The organism is Rhodospirillaceae bacterium (assembly GCA_028819475.1).
GTDB lineage: Bacteria > Pseudomonadota > Alphaproteobacteria > Bin65 > Bin65 > Bin65.
The window spans coordinates 53,735-75,146 of record JAPPLJ010000016.1 but is presented as its reverse complement, the minus strand read 5'-3'; the positions used below and the strand labels follow the sequence as shown (position 1 = coordinate 75,146).

Here is a 21,412-nt window from a genome sequence, read left to right as displayed (position 1 = left end):
CAAATGATTTGCAGTCGCAATGTGCCGCAGGTTCGCGCGCCGGTCAGTCGGTATCGGCGGCAGCCTCTGCCGGATCGGCGCCTTCCGCCGCTTCCCCCGCGTTCTCTGCGTCCTCCGGCGTATGAGAGCCCGCCATGTCGCGGAACGCCTCGATGGCCGGCCGCTTGTCGAGCAGGCCGGAGGCCTTGAGATCCGCGACGCCCGGGAGGTCCCCGACATTCTCCAGGCCGAAATGGTCGAGAAAGGCCTGGGTGGTGATCCAGGTCAGCGGCCGGCCCGGCGTCTGGCGGCGGCGGCCCGGCTTGATCCAGCCGGCCTCCAGCAACAGGTCGAGGGTGCCGCGGCTTTGCCCGACACCCCGGATTTCCTCGATCTCTGCGCGGGTCACCGGCTGATGATAGGCGATGACCGCCAGCGTCTCGACCGCTGCGCGGGACAGTTTTCGCACCGTCGACCGCTCGATCCTGAGGGCGTCGCCCAGGTCGGGCGCGGTCCGGAACGCCCAGGCGTCGCCCGCCCTGTACAGCTCGACGCCCCGGTTTTCGTACAGGCTGCGCAGGATTTTCAGCGCCGGGTCGAGCTGGCCGGGATCCGGCAGCCGCTGCGCCAGGTCCGACTCGCGGACCGGTTCGGCGGCGGAAAACAGCAGCGCCTCGATCAGCCGGACGGTCCTGCTGTCGGCCCCGCCGTCGGCTGCCACCGGATCGCTGCCGGCCGTGCTGCCGGATTCCGGCGCAGCGGCCGGGTCTTCCGGCGAACCGGCGCCGCTCATCGTTTGCGGCCGTCGCGCAGCAGGATCGGCCCGAAGGCGCTGTCCTGCCGGATCTGCACGTCGCCCGCCCGCGCCATTTCCAGGCTGGCGACGAGCGTCGAGGCGACGGCGGACCGCATGGTGAGGCCCTCGCGCAGATCCTCCGGCAGGAAGGCCGCCAGCTCTGTCCAGTCCGGGAAATCGCCCAGCAGGGCCTTCAACCGTTCGCGCGCCTGCTCGATGGACAGGAGGTCGGCCGGTTCCACGATGCGCAGCACCGCATGCCCGAGGCGCTGGCGATTCCTGGCATAGGCGCTGAGCAGGTCGAACAGCGATACCTCGAAGACCGTGCTGGAAACGACGGCCGTGTTTTCCGGCGCGCCGCGCACGAACCGTTCCCGGCCCAGTTGCGGCCGCGCCATCAGCCGGCCGGCGGCTTCGCGCAGGGACTCGAGCCGCTTGAGCTGGAAGGTGAGGGCCGCGGCCATTTCGGCGCCGCTCGGCTCGTCGGCGGACTCGTCCCGCGGCAGCAGCAGGCGCGATTTCAGATAGGCCAGCCAGGCCGCCATGACGAGATAATCGGCCGCCAGTTCCAGCCGTAGCGTCCGGGCGCGCGCGATGAAGGCCAGATACTGCTCCGAGAGCTGCAGGATCGAGATTTTGGTGATATCGACCTTCTGGTCCCGGGCGAGCGCCAGCAGCAGGTCGAGCGGGCCTTCGAAGCCCTGAAGATCGAGGAAAAGCCGGTCGTCGGCCGAAGCCGGCCGCGCGTCTTCCATCTCGAATTCGTCGTCCATGGCGGTTCAGCCTACCACAATCGGATGACGCTTGCGCCGGTTACGGTCTCGAAATGCCGGATCAGGCCTTCGGCCAGGGGCCGGATCACCGCGTCGAACGGATCGATCGCGCCGCCCAGCCAGCCGGACACCAGGGGCAACAGGAAAAAGATGCCCAGAATGACGGCAAATCCATAGGGTTCCAGCCGCTTGTAACGCCAGGCGAGATTCTCCGGCAGCAGGTGGAGGACCACCTGTCCGCCATCCAGCGGCAGCAGCGGAATGAGGTTGAACAGCGCGATCAACACATTCACGAAAATCATCGCGGAACAGACGCCGGCGACGATGCCCTCCGCCAGGCCGACCGGTTGCAGCAGCCCCTGGATCAGCGCGAAACCCACCGCCAGCACAATGTTCGTCAATGGCCCGACGGCGGCGACCAGAAGCATGTCGCGCCGCGGCCGGCCCATCTTGAGCGGATCGATCGGAACCGGCTTCGCCCAGCCGAAAATGAACCGGCTCGGCGTCGGCAGAAACAGGATTGCAACCGGCACGATGAGCGTGCCGACCAGATCGAGATGGCGCAGCGGGTTGATCGACAGCCGTCCGTGCTCTGCCGGCGTCGGATCGCCCAGCCGGGCGGCCACGAAGCCGTGCGCCGCTTCGTGCATCGTGATCGCCACGATGGCGGCGCCCGCAAACAGCAGGATGACGACAGCCTGGGAAAACTCGCCGCTCAAGAACCGGCGCTCCGGCCGAAGTCCGCGCGGCCCTCAAGCAGCGCCGCCATGCGGGCAAGCGCGGCCTCCCGGTCGAAGTCTGCCAGCGTTCCCAGCATGGCGCGGCCCGCTTCCACCCGATTCAGGCCGGCATCGTCCATGTGCCCGGCCCCTTCGACGACCTGTATCATCTCTTCCATGTCGCCATTGCAATGAAGCGCGATATCGCATCCGGCGATCCGGCATTGCCGCGCCCGGCGGTCGAACGGGCCTTCCAGCGCCTGCATCGACAGGTCATCGCTCAAGAGCAGCCCCTGGAATCCGATCTGGGTGCGTATGATGGTGCTGACCATCAGTTCGGACAAGGTCGCCGGCGCGGTCGCGTCCAGCGCTTCGTAAACCACATGGGCGGTCATGGCCCAGGGCAGGTCGGCCAGCGCCGAGAACGGCGCGAAATCCGTCCTGCGCAACTGGTCGACCGGCGCGTCGACCACGGGCAGTTCGCGGTGGCTGTCGGCGAGGGCGCGGCCGTGGCCGGGGATATGCTTGACGACCGGGATCACGCCGGCTTCGAGCAGCGTCCGGGCGACGATCCGGCCGAGCGATGCAACCCGATCCGGCGTCGCTCCATAGGCGCGGTCGCCGATCACGTCATGCGCGCCGGCGATCGCCAGGTCGGCCACCGGCGTGCAGTCGACATCGATTCCCAGGTCGATCAGGTCGGCGGCGATGAGTTGCGTGCTGAGGGTCAGGGCTTCGGCGCCGCGGTCCGGATCTTCGGCATGGACGCCGGCAAGCACGGCCGCAGCCGGTGCCCGGTACCAGAACGGCGGCCCCAGCCGGGCGACCCTGCCGCCTTCCTGGTCGATCAGCACCGGCGCATCGCCGCGTCCGACCGCCTCGCGCAGCTCGTTGACCAGCGCCCGAACCTGGTCCGGCGTTTCGATATTGCGGGCGAACAGGATGAAGCCGAGAGGATCGGCGCTTCCAAAGAACCGCCGTTCGTCCTCCGATAGCCGGGCCGACGCGCAGCCGAGAATCGTCGCGCCGACCGTCAACGAACGACTATCCGCTGACGAGGAAACAGTCGATCCGCCGCTTGCCCAGCGACCGGCACAGCTCGCGCGCCGATTGCCGGTTTGCGAACGGTCCGGCCCGAAGCCGGTAGAAGATGCCTTTCGAGCCCAGGTCGACCCGCACGACGACCATGTTCAGTTGACCGAGCAGGCCATGGTGTTTGCGCTGCAGGCCCTGCCCGTGGCGGGCGGCCTTGGCCCGCGTCCGGAAAGCGCCGAGCTGGATACGGAACCTTCCGGCTTTCGCGGTCCGGCGGTTCTTGACGGCCGGTTTCCGGGTGCCGGCGCCTGCTTTATCCGTACCGGCCCGCGTACTGGCCTTGCGTACGGCCGCCTTGCCCGCGCCCGCTTTGCCTGTATCGGCCTCACGGGCGGCCCTGGCGGTCCGCACAGACTTCGGTACCGATTTCAGCACGGTTTTCGTCGCGGAATCGGGCGCGCTCTTCGGTACGGTTTTCGGTACGGGCCGCTTCGCCCGCGGCTTGGCCGCCTTCTCCGCAGCCGCTGGCCTCGACACGGCAGGTTTCGACGATGCGAGCTTCAGCGCAGCAAGCCGGTAGCGGCCGGTATCGGCGAGCAGGGTCGGCACCGGATGGCAGACCGGCCCCTTTGGAACGGGGTCCCGCTTTGCCGCCGGGCGCGGCTTGCCGGGCGCGAGCAGGTCCTCGGACGGCTTGCCGGGCAGTCCCTTGAGTTGCGCGGCATCGATTTCCTTGTAGACGTCGAGATCCTTGTTCGGCACCGTCCGGCCGCCCGGATTTTCCGGCCGGACCTTGACCGGCCCTTCGGCCGCGCGGATCAGCGGGACGCTCCCCTGTTCCGGCCCGGCCCCGCCGCCGAAGCTGTAGTGCAGATAGACGCCGCCGAAGACCAGGGCCGCGACTCCCCCGATGCCGAGCAGCCAGCGATAGACGACGGAAATCCAGCCGGCCCCCCAGCCACTCCCGCCGGGGGCGGCGTCTTCATAATCGTCATAGTCGTCGTCGGTCACCGCATTTCCTCTGCCGGCTCGACGCCGAACAGAATCAGGCCCGAAGCAATGACGGTTGCGACGGCTTTGACCAGCGCCAGCCGGGCCAGGGTGAGCGGAAGATCATCCGGCCGGACAAACCGTAAATCGGGATCGTCCCGCCCCCGGTTCCAGTGCGCATGAAAGTCCGCCGCAACATCGTACAAGTAATAGGCGATTCTGTGCGGCTCGTGTGTTTCGGCTGCGCTCTCGATTACTCTGGGCCACATGGTAAGCTTCTTGATTAGACTTAATTCTCCTTCATTCGTCAAGATTGAGCAGTCGGCATTTACCAGGGATGGGTGGCCGGTATCGAGGTCCGGCAGGATCTCCTTCACCTGGCGGAACACCGAACAGCTGCGCGCGTGGGCGTATTGGACATAGAAGACCGGGTTGTCCTTCGACTGCTCGGTGACCTTGACGAAGTCGAAATCGAGCGGCGCATCGTTCCGGCGCGTCAGCATGACGAAGCGGACGACATCCTTGCCGACCTCGTCGACGACGTCGCGGACGGTCACGACATCGCCGGCCCGCTTCGACATTTTCACCACCGCGCCGTCGCGGATCAGGCGGACAAGCTGGACCACCTTCACGTCGAGCGCGGCCCCGCCCCGGGTGATGGCGTCGACCGCCGCCTTCATCCGCGGGATGTAGCCCTGATGGTCGGCGCCCCACACGTCGATCAGCCGCCCGGCGCCGCGCTTCCACTTGTCCCGGTGATAGGCGATGTCCGTGGCGAAATAGGTCCAGTCGCCGTTCGATTTCTTCAATGGCCGGTCGATATCGTCGCCGAATCCTGTGGAGCGGAACAGAGATTGCGGCCGTTCCTCCCAGTCCTCGGGCCGCTTGCCCTTGGGCGGCTCGAGCACGCCGGTATAGATCAGCCCGCGCGCCTCCAGGTCGGCGAAGGCGGCATCGACGGCGCCGGCCTCGACGAGCGACCGTTCCGATGCAAACACGTCGTGGCGGACGCCGAGTGCAGCCAGGTCGCTCCTGATCCGGTCCATCATGTACGCGACGGCAAAGTCGCGGGCGCGGATCCGGTTTTCCTCGCTGCCGGACGCCGGATCCGGCCGCTCGCCGGGCGGCAGGTCCAGCGCCGCTTCCGCCGCTTCGATCACCTCCCGGCCCGGATAGAGGCCGTCGAATTCGGCCTCCGCCACGGTATCGCCCTGTAGCTGGCGCATCCGTTTCAACAGGGATTCGGCGAGGATATCGACCTGGCCGCCCCAGTCGTTGATGTAATATTCCGTTGTGACGGCATAGCCGGCCTTTTCCAGTAGCGCCGCCAGCGCATCGCCGAAGACGGCGCCCCGGGCATGGGCGACATGGAGCAGGCCAGTCGGGTTCGCGCTGGTGAACTCGACGTTGACGGCTTCGCCCCGGCCGACATCCGTATCGCCATAGGCTTTGCCGGCCGTGAGAATATCGGCCACGCGGCGCTGCCAGAAACCGTCGGCGATCCGGATGTTGATGAAGCCGGGGCCGGCGATCTCGACCGCAGCCACGCTATCCAGCCTGTGCAGGCCTTCGGTTATCTTCCCGGCCAGGTCGCGCGGCTTTGCGCCGGCGGCTTTGGCGAGGACGAGGGCGGCGTTGGTCGCCATGTCGCCGTGGCTGGCATCGCGCGGCGGCTCGCAGGTCACGCGGTCGAAATCCGCGTCGGCGGGCAGGTCCCCGGCCCGGGCCAGCGCGGCCAGCACCCCCGCGACCTCGTCGCGAAAATGGCGGAAAACGTTCATGCGAAGCGGGTCCGTCAGCGTTCGGCGGCAATCAGCCGGTGATGTTCGTTCAGGGCAAACCGGTCGGTCATCCCGGCGATATAGTCGGCGATAACGCGGGCGCGGCGGGCTTCGCCGCCGGCTTCCGCGCGGCGGCGCCACGGCAGGGGCAGCCGGTCGGGCCGGTCGAAGAACAGGCCGAACAGGCTGCGCAGCACGTTGCGCGCCTCGTCGGTCTCGCGCCTGACCTTCGGATGGGCGTACATATTCTCGTAAAGGAACGCCTTCAACGCCCGGTCGTTGGCCGCCATGGTTCCGGAAAAGGCCGCCGTCGCACCGCCGCGCCGGCGCACGGCGTCCGGATCGCCGGGCCGATAGGCTGCGAGGCGGCGCCCTGTCTCGGACAGCAGGTCGTCGACCATCAGGCTGATCAGCCGGCGGTTCGCCTCGTTGTTCAGCCGCGGCTCCTCGAGATCGGGATAGCGGTCCAGCACCTCGCGGAACGTTTCGTCGACGAAACCGACCTCGCGCACCTCGGCGACGGTGAACAGGCCGGCGCGCAGGCCGTCGTCCAGATCGTGATTGTTGTAGGCGATATCGTCGGCCAGCGCCGCAACCTGCGCCTCCAGCCCCGGCCAGGTGTCGAGTTCCAGATCGTGCTGCGCGACATAGTCGGCGATCGGCTCGGGAACCGGCTGCATCGCCGGCTCCGCGGCCGGCCCGGCAGACGGTTTCACGAGCGGGCCGTTATGCTTGACCACGCCTTCGAGCGTTTCCCAGGTCAGGTTCAGGCCGTCGAATTCGGCGTATTTGCGCTCCAGCCGCGTCAGGATCCGCAGCGTCTGGGCGTTGTGGTCGAAGCCGCCGTAGTCCGCCATGCAGTCGTTGAGCGCGTTCTCGCCGGCGTGGCCGAACGGCGTGTGGCCCAGGTCGTGCGCCAGCGCCAGGGTTTCGGCCAGTTCCTCGTTCAGGCCCAGGCAGCGGCCGACCGAGCGGGCGATGTTCGAGACTTCCAGCGAATGGGTCAGGCGCGTCCGGTAATGGTCGCCTTCGTGGGAGACGAAGACCTGGGTCTTGTGCTTCATCCGGCGGAACGCCGTCGAGTGGACGATTCGGTCGCGGTCGCGCTGGAACACCGTGCGCGTCGCACATTCCGGCTCGCCGTGGAGGCGGCCGCGGCTGTGCGCCGGATCGCATGCATAGGGCGCATGGCGGACGCCGAAAATCCGGTCGGGCGCTTCGGCACGGTTCATGGGCCGGAACCTAGGGCGGCAGCAGGTTCCCGGCAATCCGCCAGCGGGTAGCGGCGCGCGGGCGCGGGCGCCCGAAGGACCGTTCCGGCGGCGGTTCCGAAATTGACTATCGCCGCCGTTTCCCTAACTCTGGGGCAGGTACGAGTGAGACCCGGCAACCGCCCATGCCCGATTCCGCCACACCCTTCTTCGGCATCACGGAAAGCGCCGCGCGGCGCGTTGCCGAGCTGCGCGCCGCGGAGGGCAACGAGCGGCTGATGCTGCGTGTCGCGGTAGACGGCGGCGGCTGCAACGGTTTCCAGTACCGCTTCGATTTCGACGATGCCGTGAACGACGACGACACGGTGTTCGAGCGCGACGGGGTGAAGGTCGTCGTCGACGAAATCTCGCTCGATTTTCTGGGCAACGCCCAGGTCGATTTCAAGCAGGAGTTGATCGGCAGCTATTTTGCCGTCGAAAATCCCAACGCCACGTCGAACTGCGGCTGCGGCACCAGCTTTTCGGTCGATTGAGCCGCGGGTGAGCAGGCCCCATCTGCGCCGGCGGTCGGCCCGATGACCCGGATCGCGACCTTCAACGTCAATTCGATCAAGGCGCGCATGGCGAATGTGCTGGCCTGGCTGGACGAATTCGGCCCGGACATCGCGCTGTTCCAGGAAATCAAATCCACCGAGGAGAGCTTCCCGCGTATGGAACTGGAAGCGGCCGGCTACAACATCGCGATCAGCGGCCAGAAATCCTACAACGGCGTCGCCATCTTCTCGAAAACGCCGCTGGAGGTTGTCCATACCCGGCTCCCCGGCGACGAAGGCGACGAGCAGGCGCGCTACATCGAGGCCGTTACGGAAACCGACGCCGGCGTCCTGCGCGTCGCCAGCATCTACCTGCCCAACGGCAATCCGGCGAATTCGGACAAGTTCGGCTACAAGCTGGCCTGGATGGAACGGCTGATCGCCCATGCCCGCGACCTCCTGGCGTTGGAGGAGCCGGTCGTCCTGGGCGGCGACTACAACGTGATCCCGCAGGGCGAGGACTGCCACGATCCGGCGGCCTGGCACGGCGACGCCCTGTTCCGGCCGGAGAGCCGCGCCGCCTTCCGCCGGCTGCTGGCGCTCGGCTACACCGAGGCCTTCCGGACCCTGAACCCGCATGCCCGGGCCTACACCTTCTGGGACTACCAGGGCGGCGCCTGGCAGAACGACCGCGGCATTCGCATCGATCATCTGCTGCTGTCGCCCCAGGCGGCCGACCTGCTGACCGACTGCCGGATCGACCAGAAACCGCGCGGACGGCCGAAAGCGTCGGACCACACGCCGATCTGGTGCGAACTGGCGGCTGCCTGACGCGCACGCCGGTCGCCCGGCGCACCGGATTCGGGCGGTGATGCGCCGCGGCCGGACCGCTGGGCGGCTGGCGCAAGACCGTCTACAGGGAGACCCATGTTCAAGATCACCTTCTGCCTGCGCCGCAGGCCGGACCTGACCCCGGAGCAGTTCGACGCCTACTGGCGCGATACCCACGCGCCGCTGGTCCGCCGCCACGCCGCGGCGCTGGGCATCCGGCGCTACGTCCAGAGCACGCGCTTCGACAGCGACCTCGCCGAAGCGGCCGCGAAAGTCCGGGGCGCGACGGCGCCCTTCGACGGCGTCGCCGAGCTGTGGTTCGACAGCCTTGAGGCCGTGCAGGCCGGGTTTTCCACCAAGGCGGGCCGGGCCGCCGGGCGCGCACTGCTTGAGGACGAGGCCCGCTTCATCGACCTGGAAAACTCGCCGATCTGGTTCGCCACCGAGCGGGAGATCGTCGGGGGCGGGGCGTGAGCGGCGGCGCTCCCGGTTCCGGCGGCAAACTGGCTCCGTCGGCCTTCGGCAGCCTGCTCGGCTCCGAACTGAAATACTGGCGCGACGGCGAGGCGGAGGTGCATCTGCCGTTCCGGGACGACCTGGTGCAGCGCGGCGGGTTCCTTCATGGCGCCGCCGTGAGCTATCTGGCCGATACCGCCTGCGCCCGGGCGGCGGCGTCGCTGGTCGGCGAATGCCGGACCGCCGAATACAAGATCAACTTCCTTGCCCCCGGCGCCGGAGACCTGTTCGTCGGCCGCGGCCATGTCGTCAAGGCGACCCGCCGCACCGCGATCGCCCGGGCCGACGTGTTCGCCGTGAAAGACGGCGCGGAAAAGCTGATCGCCATCGCCACGGCGACGCTGATGCGCGTCTAAGGCGCGCCGACCCGCGCCGGACCCGAACGGAATACCGCCATATCCAGCCCCGCCATATCCGGCTCCGCCACAGGCAGCGCCGCGCCGCCCCGGATCGGCGTCGAGTTCATCCTGCTGATCGCCCTGATGATGGGGATCACGGCGCTGACCATCGACATCATGCTGCCGGCCCTGCCGGCCATCGAGGCGCATTACGATCTCACCGACATGAACGACCAGCAGCTGGTGATCGTCAGCTACATGGTCGGCTTCGGCATCGGCCAGCTCGTCTTCGGCCCCTTTTCCGACCGCTACGGCCGCAAGCCGGTCTTCTATTTCGGCATGGCGGTCTACATGGCGGCGACCGTCGCGGCGGTGGCGGCGCTCGATTTCGATACCCATCTGGCGGGGCGGCTGTTCCAGGGCGTGGCGGCCGGGGCGACGCGGGTTATCGCCGTCGCCGTCGTCCGCGACCGCTTCGCCGGGCGGGCGATGGCGCGGGCGATGTCCTTCATCATGGCGATCTTCATCCTCGTGCCTGTGGTCGCGCCGGGGATCGGCGCCGGCATTCTGTTGATCGGCCCGTGGCAGGACATTTTCTGGTTCCTGCTCGGCATCGCCGCGATCCTGACGCTGTGGGCCGGGCTGCGCCTCAAGGAGACCCAGCCGAAGGACGCGCGCCGGCCGCTTACGGTGCGCAGCTTTGCGGGCGCGGCAGGCGCCGTGCTGGGCAACCGTCAGACCCTCTGCTACATGGCGACCGTCAGCCTGACCTTCGGGCCGCTGCTCGCCTATATCGCGTCGTCGCACCAGATTTTCGTCGGCATCTACCGGATCGACGCCTGGTTCCCGGTCGCCTTCGGCGGCATCGCGCTGTTCAGCATCGCCTCCGCCTTCGTCAACGCCCGGCTGGTGCCGCGGCTTGGCATGCGCCGCATGTCCCACAGCGCATTGCTGATGCAGCTCGCCCTGGCGCTCGCCTTCGCCGCGCTCGCCTGGGCCGGCGAGCCGTCGCTCGTCCTGCTGCTCGTCTTTCTCGGCCTCTCCATGTTCATGGTCGGCCTGTGCTTCCCGAACTTCAACGCCCTGGCGATGGAGCCCCACGGCGCGATCGCCGGCACCGCCTCGTCGATCACCGGCTTCGTCTCGACCGCCATCGGCTCGGCGCTGGGCTGGGCGATCGGCGACGCCTTCGACGGCACCGTCATGCCGCTCACCCTCGGCTTCGCCGCCTGCGCCGGCCTCAGCATCCTGATCGTGCTGATTGCAGAGCCGGGGCGCTTCATGCGCACGACGGGGTAGGGGGCGAATTCGCGGACAGTCCGCGGATTTCTACGATTCGTCGCGGGCCGCCCGGACCCCGGTTCACGGTCCTTGCCGGGCGTAGGGGAGGGTTTCAAACCCTCCCCTACAATCCCAGCGAGGTACGCGAAAGCGCCAGCCTACAAATCCGCGTACACATGCCCTTCGGCGCGGGCGCCGGGGTGACAGACGGCGCCGTGGCGCGCCGGGCCGACGGTCTGGGCATAGCGCCAGATCGCACCGGACCCGTAGATGTTTTCCCGCGGCTGCCAGGCCTCGCGGCGCGCCGCAAGCTCCGCATCGCTCAAATCGACCGAGATCGTGCCGCCCGGCGCGTCGATGGTGACGATGTCGCCGTCCCGCAACAGGCCGATGGGGCCGCCGACCGCGGCCTCCGGCCCGATATGGCCGACGCACAGGCCGCGGGTGCCGCCGGAGAAGCGGCCGTCGGTGATCAGCGCGACATTCTCGATGCCGAGGCCGTAGAGCGCCGCCGTGGTCGCCAGCATCTCGCGCATGCCGGGCCCGCCCTTCGGCCCCTCGTAGCGGATGACCAGGCAATCGCCCTCCTGCACGCCGCCCTTGGTGACATAGTCGAAACAGTCCTCCTCGCACTCGAAGACCCGGGCCGGGCCGGTGAAGGTCTGGCCTTCCGGCGCGATGCCGGCGACCTTCACGATCGCGCCCTCCGGCGCCAGGTTGCCCTTGAGGCCGACGACGCCGCCGGTCGGCGCCAGCGCCTCCTTCACCCGGTAGACGACGTCCTGCCCCTCGGGGAATGTCACGCCGGCGCAGTTCTCCGCCAGCGTCCGGCCCGTGACGGTCAGGCAATCGCCGTGCAGAAGGCCGGCATCCAGCAGTTCCCGGATGACCACCTGCACGCCGCCGACCTCGTACATGTCCTTGGCGACGTATTTTCCGCCCGGCTTGAGGTCGGCGATGTAGGGCGTCTTGCGGAAAATCTCGGCGACGTCGTAGAGGTCGAAGTCGATGCCGCACTCGTTGGCGATCGCCGGCAGATGCAGGCCGGCGTTGGTCGAGCCGCCGGTCGCCGCGACCACCGCCGCGGCATTCTCCAGCGCCGCGCGGGTCACGATATCCCGCGGCCGCAGGTTGAGCCGCAGCAGCTCCATCACCGCCTCGCCGGACTTTTCGCACAGCTGGTCGCGGGATTCGAAGGCCGCCGGCGCGCCGGCCGAGCCGGGCAGCGCCAGGCCGATTGCCTCGGACACGCAGGCCATCGTGTTGGCGGTGAACTGGCCGCCGCACGAGCCGGCCGACGGGCAGGCGACCAGCTCCAGTTCGCGCAGATCCTCGTCTTCGCAATGGCCGGCAGCGTGCTGGCCGACGCCTTCGAAGACGTCGACGATGGTGACGTCCTTGCCGCGGTAGCGGCCGGGCAGGATCGAGCCGCCGTAGATGAACACGGCCGGCACGTTGAGCCGGCACATCGCCATCATCATGCCCGGCAGGCTCTTGTCGCAGCCGGCGAGCGTCACCAGCGCGTCATAGCCGTGGCCGCGCATGGTCAGCTCGACCGAATCGGCGATGATCTCGCGGCTGACCAGCGAGGCCTTCATGCCCTCGTGGCCCATGGCGATGCCGTCGGTCACGGTGATGGTGGCGAATTCGCGCGGCGTGCCCCGGGCCGCGGCGACGCCGTGCTTCACGGCCTGGGCCTGGCGGTGCAGGGAGATGTTGCAGGGCGCGGCTTCGTTCCACGCCGCCGCCACACCGACCAGCGGTTGCGCGACCTCCTCCTCGGTCACGCCCATGGCGTAGAGGAACGCCCGGTGGGGCGCGCGCTCCGGCCCGACCGTGGTGTGGCGGGAGGGCATCTTGGACTTGTCGAAGGCGCCGTTGCCGGTCATGGCGGACTCCCCAAAATCAATGATGTTTCGATGATGGCCTGTCAGGCGGCGACATTACCGGCGCGCGCCCGGAGCGGACAAGCGGCACGGGTGGCGCAGGGGCGGGATGCCATGGACCGGCGGACGGGCATGACCTATCGTCCGGGCGGTTCGGCCGATTGCGAAATTTCCAGGACGCGGCGTCATGGCCCGGAAAACCCTGTATCTCGCCAATCCCTACGGCTTTTCCGGCCAGCAGCGCGCCGGCCCGCTGGCGGAGCTCGCCGCCGCGCTCGAAGCCATCGGCGCCGAGGTCTGGGAGCCGTTCGCGCGCAACAACCAGGTCGACAAGGCGGCGCCCGGCTGGGCCTGGCGCATCGGCCAGGCCGACCTGCGCGACGTGCGCGACAGCGACGGGATTTTCGCCGTGGTCAACGGCTGCCCGCCCGACGAGGGTGTGATGGTCGAGCTCGGCATGGCGATCGCCTGGGAGAAGCCGGTCTTCCTGTTCCGCGACGATTTCCGCCGCTGCACCGACAGCGAGGCCTATCCGCTCAACCTGATGGTGTTCGCCGGCCTGCCGGAGCAGGGCTGGGAAGACCACTGGTACGATTCGGTCGACGGCCTCGCCGACCCGGACAAGGCGCTCGCCCGCTGGCTGGCCGCCTGATAGTCTCTCGATCATCTCTTGATGTTTCGGGGCGCCCGCCCGATATCGCCGGCGGCCCGGAACCGCCCCCAACCCGAATTTGCCGAGGGCGGGGGAGCGCGGCGCCGCAATAGCTCAGCCGGTAGAGCATCTGATTTGTAATCAGGAGGTCGGGGGTTCGAGTCCCTCTTGCGGCACCAAATAAATCAATGGGTTAGAAGAGATACGGCGGCCGGATAGACCCGAACGGCCGCCCTGCGGTCACGCAAACCTGAAGATACATAATCATTGCTGCCGGATCATCGGAATGCAGGGTGCGGCGGAAGATGCGTGTCGCGCATGTTGTTCCGCCTTCCGTTCCTGATCCCGTTCGATCCGGAAAACCAAAGCGTTACGGTCCCGATTGGCATCCTGCCCGAGCGCCGTTCGACAGTATGCGGGCACGGTCAGGGTGCTGCCGCGTTGCGCATGGTCACGCGTCCTCGGCCAGAAGCGCCAGAAGCGGCGGGTTGATGTAGAGGTTCTCGCGCCCCGCCTTGATTTGCTGGAGGATGCCTTCGGCTGCGAGGGCCTTCAGGTAAACGGCGGCCGTCTGGCGCTTGGCGATATCCGCTTTGACCACGTCGCCGATCCGGCAGTAGGGATGCACGAAGATCAGTTCCGTCAGCTCCCGGGAGTAGATTCTCGGCATCCTCCGTCGAATTGCGGCGCCCGTCTCGTCGAGAAGCTCACGGATCGCGCGGATTTTCGCCGTGGTCCATTCCGCCGTCGTTCTGACAGCCTCCAGTATGAACAGTATCCATGCTTCCCAGTCCTGCCGGGTCGTCACCTCGAGCAGGTGCCGGTAGTAGAGCGCCTTGTTCCGGATGATGTGCCGGCTGAGATAGAGGACCGGAATGTCGAGCAGGCCCTTGTCAACGAGATAGAGCAGGTTCAGCACGCGTCCGGTCCGGCCGTTTCCGTCGACGAACGGGTGGATCGCCTCGAACTGGTAGTGCATGACCGCAAGCCGGATCAGCGGATCGATCTCCTCGGTCTCGTGAATGTAGCGCTCCCAGTTGGCCAGCTTGCTCCGGAGAACATCCTCTCCCTCCGGCGGCGTGTAGATGACCTCGTCGGTCGCATCGTTCACCAACGCCGTTCCCGGCGTGTTGCGAATGTCCAGCTCGACGCCCTTGATCGTTCGACAGACTTCGACCGCGATAGCGGTCGAAACCGGCCGTTGGTTCAGCATCTCGAAACCGCTGTGCAAGGCGGTGCGGTAGCGCAGAGCTTCCCTGGTGGCAGGGTCGGCTCGACCCGCCGCGTCGTTGGCATAGCGGAACAGCCGGTCTGCCGTCGTGACGATGTTCTCGATCTCGGAACTCGCCTGCGCTTCGAGCAGGGGGATCGAGTTGATCAGCATCGCCTGGTTCGGGATGAGAGTCCCGGAGACGCGGAGCTCCGCCAGTGCCGCGCGCGCGGTAATGCAACTCCGAAGAATGGCCTTTGTCTCGGTTTCGGAGGCCGGTGGTAGGTCTGGAAGGTCGTTGAAGGGTCGATCGGGATCGAACGCCATGTCGATATATCCTGCTCCCGTCGACACATGATCCGGACATGTCGATCGCATCGACACTTCGCTCCAACGTGTCGATATAGAGAGAATATATCGACACGTTGGGCCGTGGCAAGCAGAGCGGCTGGTAATGTCGACCGCTGTCAATCCGATGTCTCGCGCCCAGTCCCGGTCAATTCGAGGTTCGTCCGGAGGTCGCCGTGCAGCATGGCGTTCATCTCGGCCCATTTGGCGCCGCCGGTGAGCGCGATGCGCACGATCGGGGCCCTTCATCCGCGTCCGGACGCGCGGCCCTCTGCCGGCAATCCTATGCCGTCACATACACGAGGGCGCCCGGAATGCCGAAAAATACCGAGAGGATGTACGCCATGGCCGCCCATTTCCGTTCGCTGCCGAGCCGTGCGATCCACTCCGCGCCCGCAATCGGGATCTCGCGCAGCCAGGGGATGCTGTAGATCACGGCGACGCCCATCAGATTGTAGAGAAAATGCGCAATTGCGATCTGGTGCGCGACGGCATGGGTCGGGCCGACGATCGCCGTCGCGGCGAGCAGCGCGGTCACGGTCGTGCCGATGTTGGCGCCAAGCGTGAACGGGTAGGCGTGGCGCAGCCCGATCACGCCGCTTCCCGCCAGCGGCACGATGATGCTCGTGGTGGTCGACGACGATTGCACGAGCACCGTGACCAGGGTGCCGGAGCAGATCCCGGTCACCGGCCCCCTGGCGACCGCCGCCTGCAGGATTCTCCTGGCTCTGCCCACGAATACGGTCTTCAGGGCATTGCCGAGATACAGGATCGACAGCAGGATCAGCGCGATTCCGCCGACGATCAGGACCGAACCGGCCCAGACGTCGGGCAGCGGCGCCGTCAGCGACTCGATGAATTCCGTCCCGGCGCCGATGACGGTCTTGAAGACGCCCTTCCCGCCGGCGTCGACCGTCCCGATGCTTTCGACGACATGGCTCACCGCGCCGCTCAGTTTTTCGAGCAGGCCGAAGGCGAGCTCCAGCGGCAGGAAAATCGCGATGCTGAGCAGATTGAAGAAGTCGTGAATGGTGGCGGCGGCAAACGCCTTTCTGAACTCCGCCGGCCGCTTGATATGGCCGAAGCTGACAAGCGTGTTGGTCACCGTCGTTCCGACATTGGCGCCCATCACCATGGGGATCGCCATGGCGATCGGCATGCCGCCCGCCACGAGGCCGACGATGATCGACGTGACGGTGCTGGACGACTGGATCAGGGCGGTTGCAAGGATGCCGAGAACCAGCCCGATGAACGGGTTCGTCGCGAATTCGAACAGCGCCCCAACCCCCTCCGCACCGCCGAACGCCAGGCGGAAGCCCTTGCCGACGACGCCGACTGCCACGAGCAAAGCGTAGAGTGCCGCCGCAAGGACGAGCCAGGAAAGGATCCGGTACCAGCCGGATCTCCGGGTCTCGGGAGCCATCCGGGATTTCTCTCCGTTCGGGATCGGGCCTCCCCAATCTAGAGGAGCGCCGCGGAAAAATCAGTAGACGCCGCCCGGCCTGCGGAACGAAGGACGGCACCGGAGAAATCAGGGCCTGCCGAGACATTCCGCGATGGCGTCGCCCAGGCGGCGCATGATCGCGAACCAGGCGTCCGGGCCCGGCTCGACGCCGAAGCCCAGCGGATCGAGCGTTCCTGTCCTGATTCGCGTCCCCTCGATGACGGTCCGAACGAGGTCCGGCTCGAACTGCGGTTCGGAAAACACGCAACCGATATTGTAATCGGCAAGGGCGGCGCGCAGCTCCGCCAGCCGTCTGGCGCCGGGCGGTTGTGCCGGATCGACGGCGATGGCGCCCTTGCTGTTGAGGCCGAACGCGAACTCGAAATACTGGAAGGCATCGTGGAATACGATGAACGCACGCCGCCGGACCGGCTCCAGCCGCGCTCGCAACGATTCCTCGAGCGCGGCGATCCGCTTTCGCGTGGCCGCGGCATTCTTTCGATAGGTGTCGGTGCGGCCGGGATCGATGCGGACGAGCGATTCGGCGACGACCTCGACGATGCGGCGGGCGTTGGCGGGATCGAGCCAGATATGCATGTCGAACCCGCTGTGATCGTGGCCGGGTTCCTCGGTCTCGTCGACATGAACCCGGCTCCGGCCGGCCTCCCATATGCCGCCGCCGCGGGCCGGCAGCAACCGCATCCCCGCCGCGTCGCGCAAGGTCTGGACTCTCGCGCCGGAGCCGAGACCGGCGATCGGGCGATCGAGGAATTTCTCGAAATTCCTGCCGATCCAGACGACGAGACCGGCCCCGGTCAGCGCCCGGGCCTCGGACGGGCGCAACGGGTATGTGTGCGGGGACACGTCGCCGCCCAGCAGCAGGCGCGGCTTGCCGGTCTTGCCCATCACAGCGGCGACGAGGGAATGGACCGGCTTGATGCTGACGACGACTTCGACGGCGCGCGCCTGCGGCGCATGCAGGGTCGCCAGAGAAAAAAAGGCGGCGAGAAGGAGTAGATATTTCATGGCTGCCCGTGCCGTTCGGCCGGACGACTCGCATCGGTCCCGGCCGGTTTCGATCAGAACTTCTGCCGGTTCGCAAGTCACTCCGACCGGCAGGACCGGGGCCGAATGCTCCACCATTCCCGCCGTAAGGCGGACCTAGTCGGCGCCCGTACACCGGAATATTCCGGATTCGAGGGGTGGCTCCCTGTGCAAGCCAATATCATTGTTTCCCGATAATGAAAAATGCCGAACACGAAAATTGTTTCATTACAAGATAACATAACTTTTGTCTGCATGCAGCCCTGAATCTTCCGCGCGCATCATGCAGATCGAAACACGCAGATCGGAACTCTGCGGCTTCGCCGGGTCTCATGCGGACGCGGCCGGGCGGAATGCAGGATGCCGTATCGGTGTCGGCAACCGGGAAACGCCGGGCGGCGCAGAAATGCCGAACGCAGTGCGCGGAAGCAGCCTTCGCCGGCGGATTGCGGATAGCCGCGGTGCGGTCGGAAGATTGGCCGCGGGAAACGGTCGAACGGGCCTCCCGGCCTGCCGGTTCGGACAAGCGCGCCGACTGCCGCAAATGTCCTTCACTATCCTATTTTCAGAATTAATATTTTATATTATAACGCAATTTCTGTTCTGAAGTGCAAAAACTTTCTGCAACCCGGCGATCTATTGTCTGCAACTAATGGAATTTTTTTCGGTTTTCGAGAACGGAAATTGTCCTCGCGCGGCAATTGTTGACATCGCTCCCGTTGTCGCGACATAGTGCATTTTTTCGGGCGCAAACTGCGCAGGAAAGCGTGGTGGAAAACTTAATCCTTTTTCTTGATTTTCTCTGGTCTTCTTTTCTGCTGCTCGGGCCGATGCTTCTGCTCGGCCTGTTCCTGGCAGGGCTGATTCACGTCTTCATTTCGCGGGACGCGGTCCTGAAATGGCTGCGCCATGACAGCCTGAAATCCGTCGCGTCCAGCGCCGCCATCGGCGTGCCGATGCCGCTCTGCAGCTGTTCCGTGGTCCCGGTCGTCGCCGAAATGCGGCGCAAGGGGGCCTCGCGTTCGTCCTGCATGTCGTTCCTGATCACCGCGCCGGAGACGGGCGCGGATTCGATCCTCGTCACCAACGCGTTCTTCGGCCCCGTGGCTGCGGTGGTCCGGCCGTTCATCAGCTTCATTACCGGCGTCGTAGCGGGCATCTTCTGCATCGGGATGATCCGCGGCGCCGACGCCGACGAGCCGGCGGCCGGCGACAGCCACGATCACGACCATCACGATCACGACCACCTCGGCCACGACCACGATCATTCCCACGACCATGACGGGCACGATCACAGCCACAAGACGCTGATCCCGGGCGACGACGACTGCTACATCAGCCCGGCCGCCTTCAAGGCCTTCTTCGTGACCTGGCTGGCGCGGTTGAACCAGGGCGTCGGGCGCGCCCGGTCCATGACCTGGATCAAGCCCGAATTCTACCGGGAGTTCCTGTCGCTTCCCGAAGTGCGCACCGAGCCGCCGACGGTCGGCGGGCGCGATCTCAGCGGCCTCTCCTTCAGCACCGTCTGCAGACACATTCTGCGCTACGGCTTCATCGAGGTCGCGGACGACATTCTCTTCGCCCTGCTCGTCGGCGTGCTGCTGGGCGGCGTCATCTACCTCGCCATTCCCAGCGACCTCATGGCCTACGAATACGCCCGCTGGCTCTCCTATCCGGTCATGGTCCTCGTCGGGATCCCGCTGTACATCTGCGCCTCGGCCAGCACCCCGATCGCCGCAGCCCTGGTGGCCAAGGGATTCAGCCCGGGCGCTGCGCTCATCTTCCTGATGACCGGCCCGGCGACCAATACCGGCACCATCGCCATCGTCGCGAGCCAGTTCGGCGCGCGTTTCGCCTCGGTCTATGTCGGTTCCGTGATCGCCGTAACGCTGGCGTTGGGTATCGCCGTCGACCTCCTGATGATCGCCTTCGGCCTGTCGCTTGCGGTGAATCTCGACGCGTCCGATTCGCCGGCGCTCCTGACCCTGCAATGGGCCGGCGCGCTCGGCCTCTTCGCCCTCATGCTCTGGCGCTTCCGGGCCGGCGCGTTCAAGACCGGCTATCAGGACCTGTTTTCCAACCTGCGCCCGGTCACGACGCCGCTGGCGGGCTGGTGGGCCCGGCTCACGGGCAACGAGCCCGTCAGGGGCCTGTTCCGCCCGCGCACGCCGGCCGGCGCCGGCATCCTGGCCGCGCTGGCCGTCGCCTTCCTGGCGAGCGGCCTCATGGTCGTGCGGCACGGCGAGGTCGGCTACGGGCGGCTGTTCGGCGCGGTCGTGTGGCGCGACCTGCCGCCCGGCCTCCACTATCTCGCGCCCTGGCCCTTTGCGCAGGCGGACCGCTGGCCGGTGCGGGTGGTGAAGTCCGTCACCAGCGGCACGGCGAACGAATATCTCACCGGCGACGTCAACCTCATGTCGATGTCGCTGAACGTGCAGTATCGGGTCAAGGACCCCTACACCTACTACTATCGGGTCGCGAATCCGGAGCAGGTGATCGGCGACAATGTTCGCAAGGAATTGCGCAAGTTCGTGGCCGGGCGGACGCTCGACACGCTGCTCAACGTCGAGCGGGCGCAATTGCAATCCCATATCGAGCGGGTGTTCAAGAACCTGATGGCCGGCGGGGACAGCGCCATGCTCGACGCCATCGAACTGGTGAAGGTCAGTCTGCTGTCGGTCAACCCGGTCAACGATTCGATGAGTGCGTTCCGCGAGGTCTCGAGTTCCCAGGACGACCGAGAGCGCATCATCGTCAACGCCCAGCGCCTGACCGTCTCGCTGATTCCCCGGGCCCACGGCAACGCCGTCTACGAAGTCCAGCAGGCGAAGGGCGAAGCCGCGCGGAGATCGGTGACATCGGCGGCGGAGAGCAAGGCGATCCGCGACGTTGCCGGCGCCGTCCGGACAGCGCCCGACGTGCTCCACTACATGTTGTGGCGCGAAAAGCTGGAGACGTCGCTCGCCGGCCGGAGCAAGATCATCGTGCCCAGCGAAGAAACGCTGAAAAAGGTCGCCGTGTGGAAATCCTCGAACGGCGCAGCCGGCGCGGGGCACCGGCGCCTGAAGCGTCCGGGGCACGCAGGCAAGGCCGGACACAAGACCCAGACTACCGGAGGCCGGCCATGAGCAGGCGCAAGACCATCGCCGCCGCTGCCGCGGTCCTGTTCGCGGGCGTCATCGCCTGGGACATACACTATGTGATCGACGAATCGGAGCAGGGCGTCCTGACCAATTTCGGCAGGATCGTTCCGCCGGTCAAAGGTCCGGGCCTCCACTTCAAGCTGCCGACGCCGATTTCGATGGTCTACAAGATCGACCGGCGCGTGCGCCCGTTGACGGGCCTCAAGCAGGAGTTCATCACCGAAGATCAGAAGAACGTCCTGGTGGACGGCTATCTGTTGTGGCGCGTCTCCAATCCCGTTCGCTTCGTCGAGGCCATCCGGACCGAAACCAATGCCGTGAAGCGGCTGAGCGACCTGTACAGGTCGAGCGTCGGCATCGTCGTCAGCAACAAGTCGCGGGACGCATTCGTCAGCCTCGGCCTGGCGCATGAGGACATGGCCAAGATCGCCGGGGAAATTCTCGATCAGATCAAATCCGTCGCCGCATCGGATTACGGCATCGACGTGCTGCGCGCCGGACTGGTCGAATACACCCTGCCGGCGGAAAACCGCCCCAGCGTCATCAAGCGGATGATTTCCGAACGCGCCCGCATCGCCGCGCGCTACCGCAGCGAAGGCGAGGAACGGGCCATCGGTATCGAGGCGTTCGCGATCAACGAACATCAGAAGATCATGGCGGCGGCCCATGCCGAAGCGACCGCCATCCTCGGCCGCGCCGAGGCCGATGCCCTGAAAACGCTGTCCGCGGCCTACCGCAAGGATCCGGCCTTCTACAAGTTCATCCGGGCGCTCGACAGCTACGATTCGATCATCGACAAGAACACAACCCTGATCCTGCCCGCCGACAACGAGCTGTTCAAATATCTCGACGGCAGGACAGTTCCGTCGCCGGGCCAGCCGCCGGGCCAGGCGCAGGAATAG

19 protein-coding genes and 1 tRNA gene are annotated in these 21,412 nt (G+C 66.7%); 9 read left to right on the top strand and 11 right to left on the bottom strand.

The window, feature by feature from the left end; translation table 11 throughout:
* Positions 1–43: 43 nt before the first annotated feature.
* From scpB to OXM58_03710, 7 genes are read right to left on the bottom strand one after another with little or no spacing between them, the layout of a single operon-like run.
* Complete coding sequence (scpB, locus tag OXM58_03740; protein ID MDE0147461.1) at positions 44–772, bottom strand: SMC-Scp complex subunit ScpB; 729 nt, start codon at positions 770–772, stop codon at positions 44–46.
* Complete coding sequence (locus OXM58_03735; GenBank protein ID MDE0147460.1) at positions 769–1,548, bottom strand: ScpA family protein; 780 nt, start codon at positions 1,546–1,548, stop codon at positions 769–771. The genes scpB and OXM58_03735 overlap by 4 nt, the downstream gene beginning before the upstream one ends.
* Before the next feature lie 11 nt (positions 1,549–1,559).
* On the bottom strand, positions 1,560–2,267 hold the full coding sequence (locus OXM58_03730) for a site-2 protease family protein (protein ID MDE0147459.1): 708 nt from the start codon (positions 2,265–2,267) through the stop codon (positions 1,560–1,562).
* Positions 2,264–3,304, bottom strand: coding sequence for a beta-N-acetylhexosaminidase (nagZ, locus tag OXM58_03725; GenBank protein MDE0147458.1), 1,041 nt, complete (start codon positions 3,302–3,304; stop codon positions 2,264–2,266). Before nagZ ends, OXM58_03730 begins: the two co-directional genes overlap by 4 nt.
* 7 nt (positions 3,305–3,311) lie before the next feature.
* The gene (locus tag OXM58_03720; protein MDE0147457.1) at positions 3,312–4,313 is read right to left on the bottom strand and encodes an SPOR domain-containing protein; all 1,002 of its coding nucleotides are present in this window, start codon (positions 4,311–4,313) and stop codon (positions 3,312–3,314) included.
* Positions 4,310–6,073 (bottom strand): arginine--tRNA ligase, encoded by a 1,764-nt coding sequence (gene argS, locus OXM58_03715; GenBank protein ID MDE0147456.1) that lies wholly within the window; start codon positions 6,071–6,073, stop codon positions 4,310–4,312. The genes OXM58_03720 and argS overlap by 4 nt, the downstream gene beginning before the upstream one ends.
* Before the next feature lie 14 nt (positions 6,074–6,087).
* Positions 6,088–7,305, bottom strand: a complete 1,218-nt coding sequence (locus OXM58_03710; GenBank protein MDE0147455.1) for a deoxyguanosinetriphosphate triphosphohydrolase — start codon at positions 7,303–7,305, stop codon at positions 6,088–6,090.
* A gap of 164 nt (positions 7,306–7,469) precedes the next feature.
* Between OXM58_03710 and erpA the strand changes: the two genes are divergently transcribed.
* The 5 genes from erpA (at position 7,470) to OXM58_03685 (ending at position 10,801) form a co-directional block, all read left to right on the top strand.
* Positions 7,470–7,817: an iron-sulfur cluster insertion protein ErpA gene (gene erpA, locus OXM58_03705; GenBank protein MDE0147454.1), complete on the top strand. Its 348-nt coding sequence runs from the start codon at positions 7,470–7,472 to the stop codon at positions 7,815–7,817.
* 42 nt (positions 7,818–7,859) lie between these two features.
* Complete coding sequence (gene xth, locus OXM58_03700; GenBank protein ID MDE0147453.1) at positions 7,860–8,648, top strand: exodeoxyribonuclease III; 789 nt, start codon at positions 7,860–7,862, stop codon at positions 8,646–8,648.
* 96 nt (positions 8,649–8,744) lie between these two features.
* Complete coding sequence (locus OXM58_03695; GenBank protein ID MDE0147452.1) at positions 8,745–9,122, top strand: EthD domain-containing protein; 378 nt, start codon at positions 8,745–8,747, stop codon at positions 9,120–9,122.
* Entirely contained in the window at positions 9,119–9,520 is a 402-nt protein-coding gene (locus OXM58_03690; protein MDE0147451.1) for a PaaI family thioesterase, read from the top strand. Before OXM58_03695 ends, OXM58_03690 begins: the two co-directional genes overlap by 4 nt.
* A gap of 93 nt (positions 9,521–9,613) precedes the next feature.
* Positions 9,614–10,801, top strand: a complete 1,188-nt coding sequence (locus OXM58_03685; protein ID MDE0147450.1) for a multidrug effflux MFS transporter — start codon at positions 9,614–9,616, stop codon at positions 10,799–10,801.
* A 140-nt stretch (positions 10,802–10,941) separates the two neighbouring features.
* On the opposite strand, the gene ilvD is transcribed toward OXM58_03685, so the two are convergent.
* Positions 10,942–12,672, bottom strand: coding sequence for a dihydroxy-acid dehydratase (gene ilvD / locus OXM58_03680; GenBank protein ID MDE0147449.1), 1,731 nt, complete (start codon positions 12,670–12,672; stop codon positions 10,942–10,944).
* 184 nt (positions 12,673–12,856) lie between these two features.
* Between ilvD and OXM58_03675 the strand changes: the two genes are divergently transcribed.
* Together OXM58_03675 and OXM58_03670 are read left to right on the top strand one after the other, a co-directional pair.
* Positions 12,857–13,321 (top strand): nucleoside 2-deoxyribosyltransferase, encoded by a 465-nt coding sequence (locus tag OXM58_03675; GenBank protein MDE0147448.1) that lies wholly within the window; start codon positions 12,857–12,859, stop codon positions 13,319–13,321.
* 103 nt (positions 13,322–13,424) lie between these two features.
* Positions 13,425–13,500: transfer RNA gene (locus OXM58_03670), tRNA-Thr, on the top strand.
* A 272-nt stretch (positions 13,501–13,772) separates the two neighbouring features.
* On the opposite strand, the gene OXM58_03665 is transcribed toward OXM58_03670, so the two are convergent.
* The 3 genes from OXM58_03665 to OXM58_03655 all read right to left on the bottom strand — a co-directional run bounded on the left by OXM58_03665 (position 13,773) and on the right by OXM58_03655 (position 17,349).
* Complete coding sequence (locus tag OXM58_03665; protein ID MDE0147447.1) at positions 13,773–14,858, bottom strand: Fic family protein; 1,086 nt, start codon at positions 14,856–14,858, stop codon at positions 13,773–13,775.
* A 304-nt stretch (positions 14,859–15,162) separates the two neighbouring features.
* Positions 15,163–16,302, bottom strand: a complete 1,140-nt coding sequence (locus tag OXM58_03660) for a Na/Pi symporter (protein ID MDE0147446.1) — start codon at positions 16,300–16,302, stop codon at positions 15,163–15,165.
* A gap of 108 nt (positions 16,303–16,410) precedes the next feature.
* Positions 16,411–17,349, bottom strand: coding sequence for a zinc ABC transporter substrate-binding protein (locus OXM58_03655; GenBank protein ID MDE0147445.1), 939 nt, complete (start codon positions 17,347–17,349; stop codon positions 16,411–16,413).
* Between the two features lie 788 nt (positions 17,350–18,137).
* Here OXM58_03655 and OXM58_03650 point away from each other — a divergent pair.
* Both OXM58_03650 and hflC read left to right on the top strand, forming a co-directional pair.
* The gene (locus OXM58_03650) at positions 18,138–20,495 is read left to right on the top strand and encodes an SO_0444 family Cu/Zn efflux transporter (GenBank protein ID MDE0147444.1); all 2,358 of its coding nucleotides are present in this window, start codon (positions 18,138–18,140) and stop codon (positions 20,493–20,495) included.
* Positions 20,492–21,412 (top strand): protease modulator HflC, encoded by a 921-nt coding sequence (gene hflC, locus OXM58_03645; protein MDE0147443.1) that lies wholly within the window; start codon positions 20,492–20,494, stop codon positions 21,410–21,412. Before OXM58_03650 ends, hflC begins: the two co-directional genes overlap by 4 nt.

What these genes read in the sequence shown, in the direction of transcription:
- scpB (MDE0147461.1), bottom strand. Translation starts at nt 772, where the DNA reads ATGAGCGGCGCCGGTTCGCCGGAAGACCCGGCCGCTGCGCCGGAATCC.
- OXM58_03735 (MDE0147460.1), bottom strand. Translation starts at nt 1,548, where the DNA reads ATGGACGACGAATTCGAGATGGAAGACGCGCGGCCGGCTTCGGCCGAC.
- argS (MDE0147456.1), bottom strand. Translation starts at nt 6,073, where the DNA reads ATGAACGTTTTCCGCCATTTTCGCGACGAGGTCGCGGGGGTGCTGGCC.
- OXM58_03710 (MDE0147455.1), bottom strand. Translation starts at nt 7,305, where the DNA reads ATGAACCGTGCCGAAGCGCCCGACCGGATTTTCGGCGTCCGCCATGCG.
- erpA (MDE0147454.1), top strand. Translation starts at nt 7,470, where the DNA reads ATGCCCGATTCCGCCACACCCTTCTTCGGCATCACGGAAAGCGCCGCG.
- xth (MDE0147453.1), top strand. Translation starts at nt 7,860, where the DNA reads ATGACCCGGATCGCGACCTTCAACGTCAATTCGATCAAGGCGCGCATG.
- OXM58_03695 (MDE0147452.1), top strand. Translation starts at nt 8,745, where the DNA reads ATGTTCAAGATCACCTTCTGCCTGCGCCGCAGGCCGGACCTGACCCCG.
- ilvD (MDE0147449.1), bottom strand. Translation starts at nt 12,672, where the DNA reads ATGACCGGCAACGGCGCCTTCGACAAGTCCAAGATGCCCTCCCGCCAC.
- OXM58_03675 (MDE0147448.1), top strand. Translation starts at nt 12,857, where the DNA reads ATGGCCCGGAAAACCCTGTATCTCGCCAATCCCTACGGCTTTTCCGGC.
- OXM58_03665 (MDE0147447.1), bottom strand. Translation starts at nt 14,858, where the DNA reads ATGGCGTTCGATCCCGATCGACCCTTCAACGACCTTCCAGACCTACCA.
- OXM58_03660 (MDE0147446.1), bottom strand. Translation starts at nt 16,302, where the DNA reads ATGGCTCCCGAGACCCGGAGATCCGGCTGGTACCGGATCCTTTCCTGG.
- OXM58_03655 (MDE0147445.1), bottom strand. Translation starts at nt 17,349, where the DNA reads ATGAAATATCTACTCCTTCTCGCCGCCTTTTTTTCTCTGGCGACCCTG.
- hflC (MDE0147443.1), top strand. Translation starts at nt 20,492, where the DNA reads ATGAGCAGGCGCAAGACCATCGCCGCCGCTGCCGCGGTCCTGTTCGCG.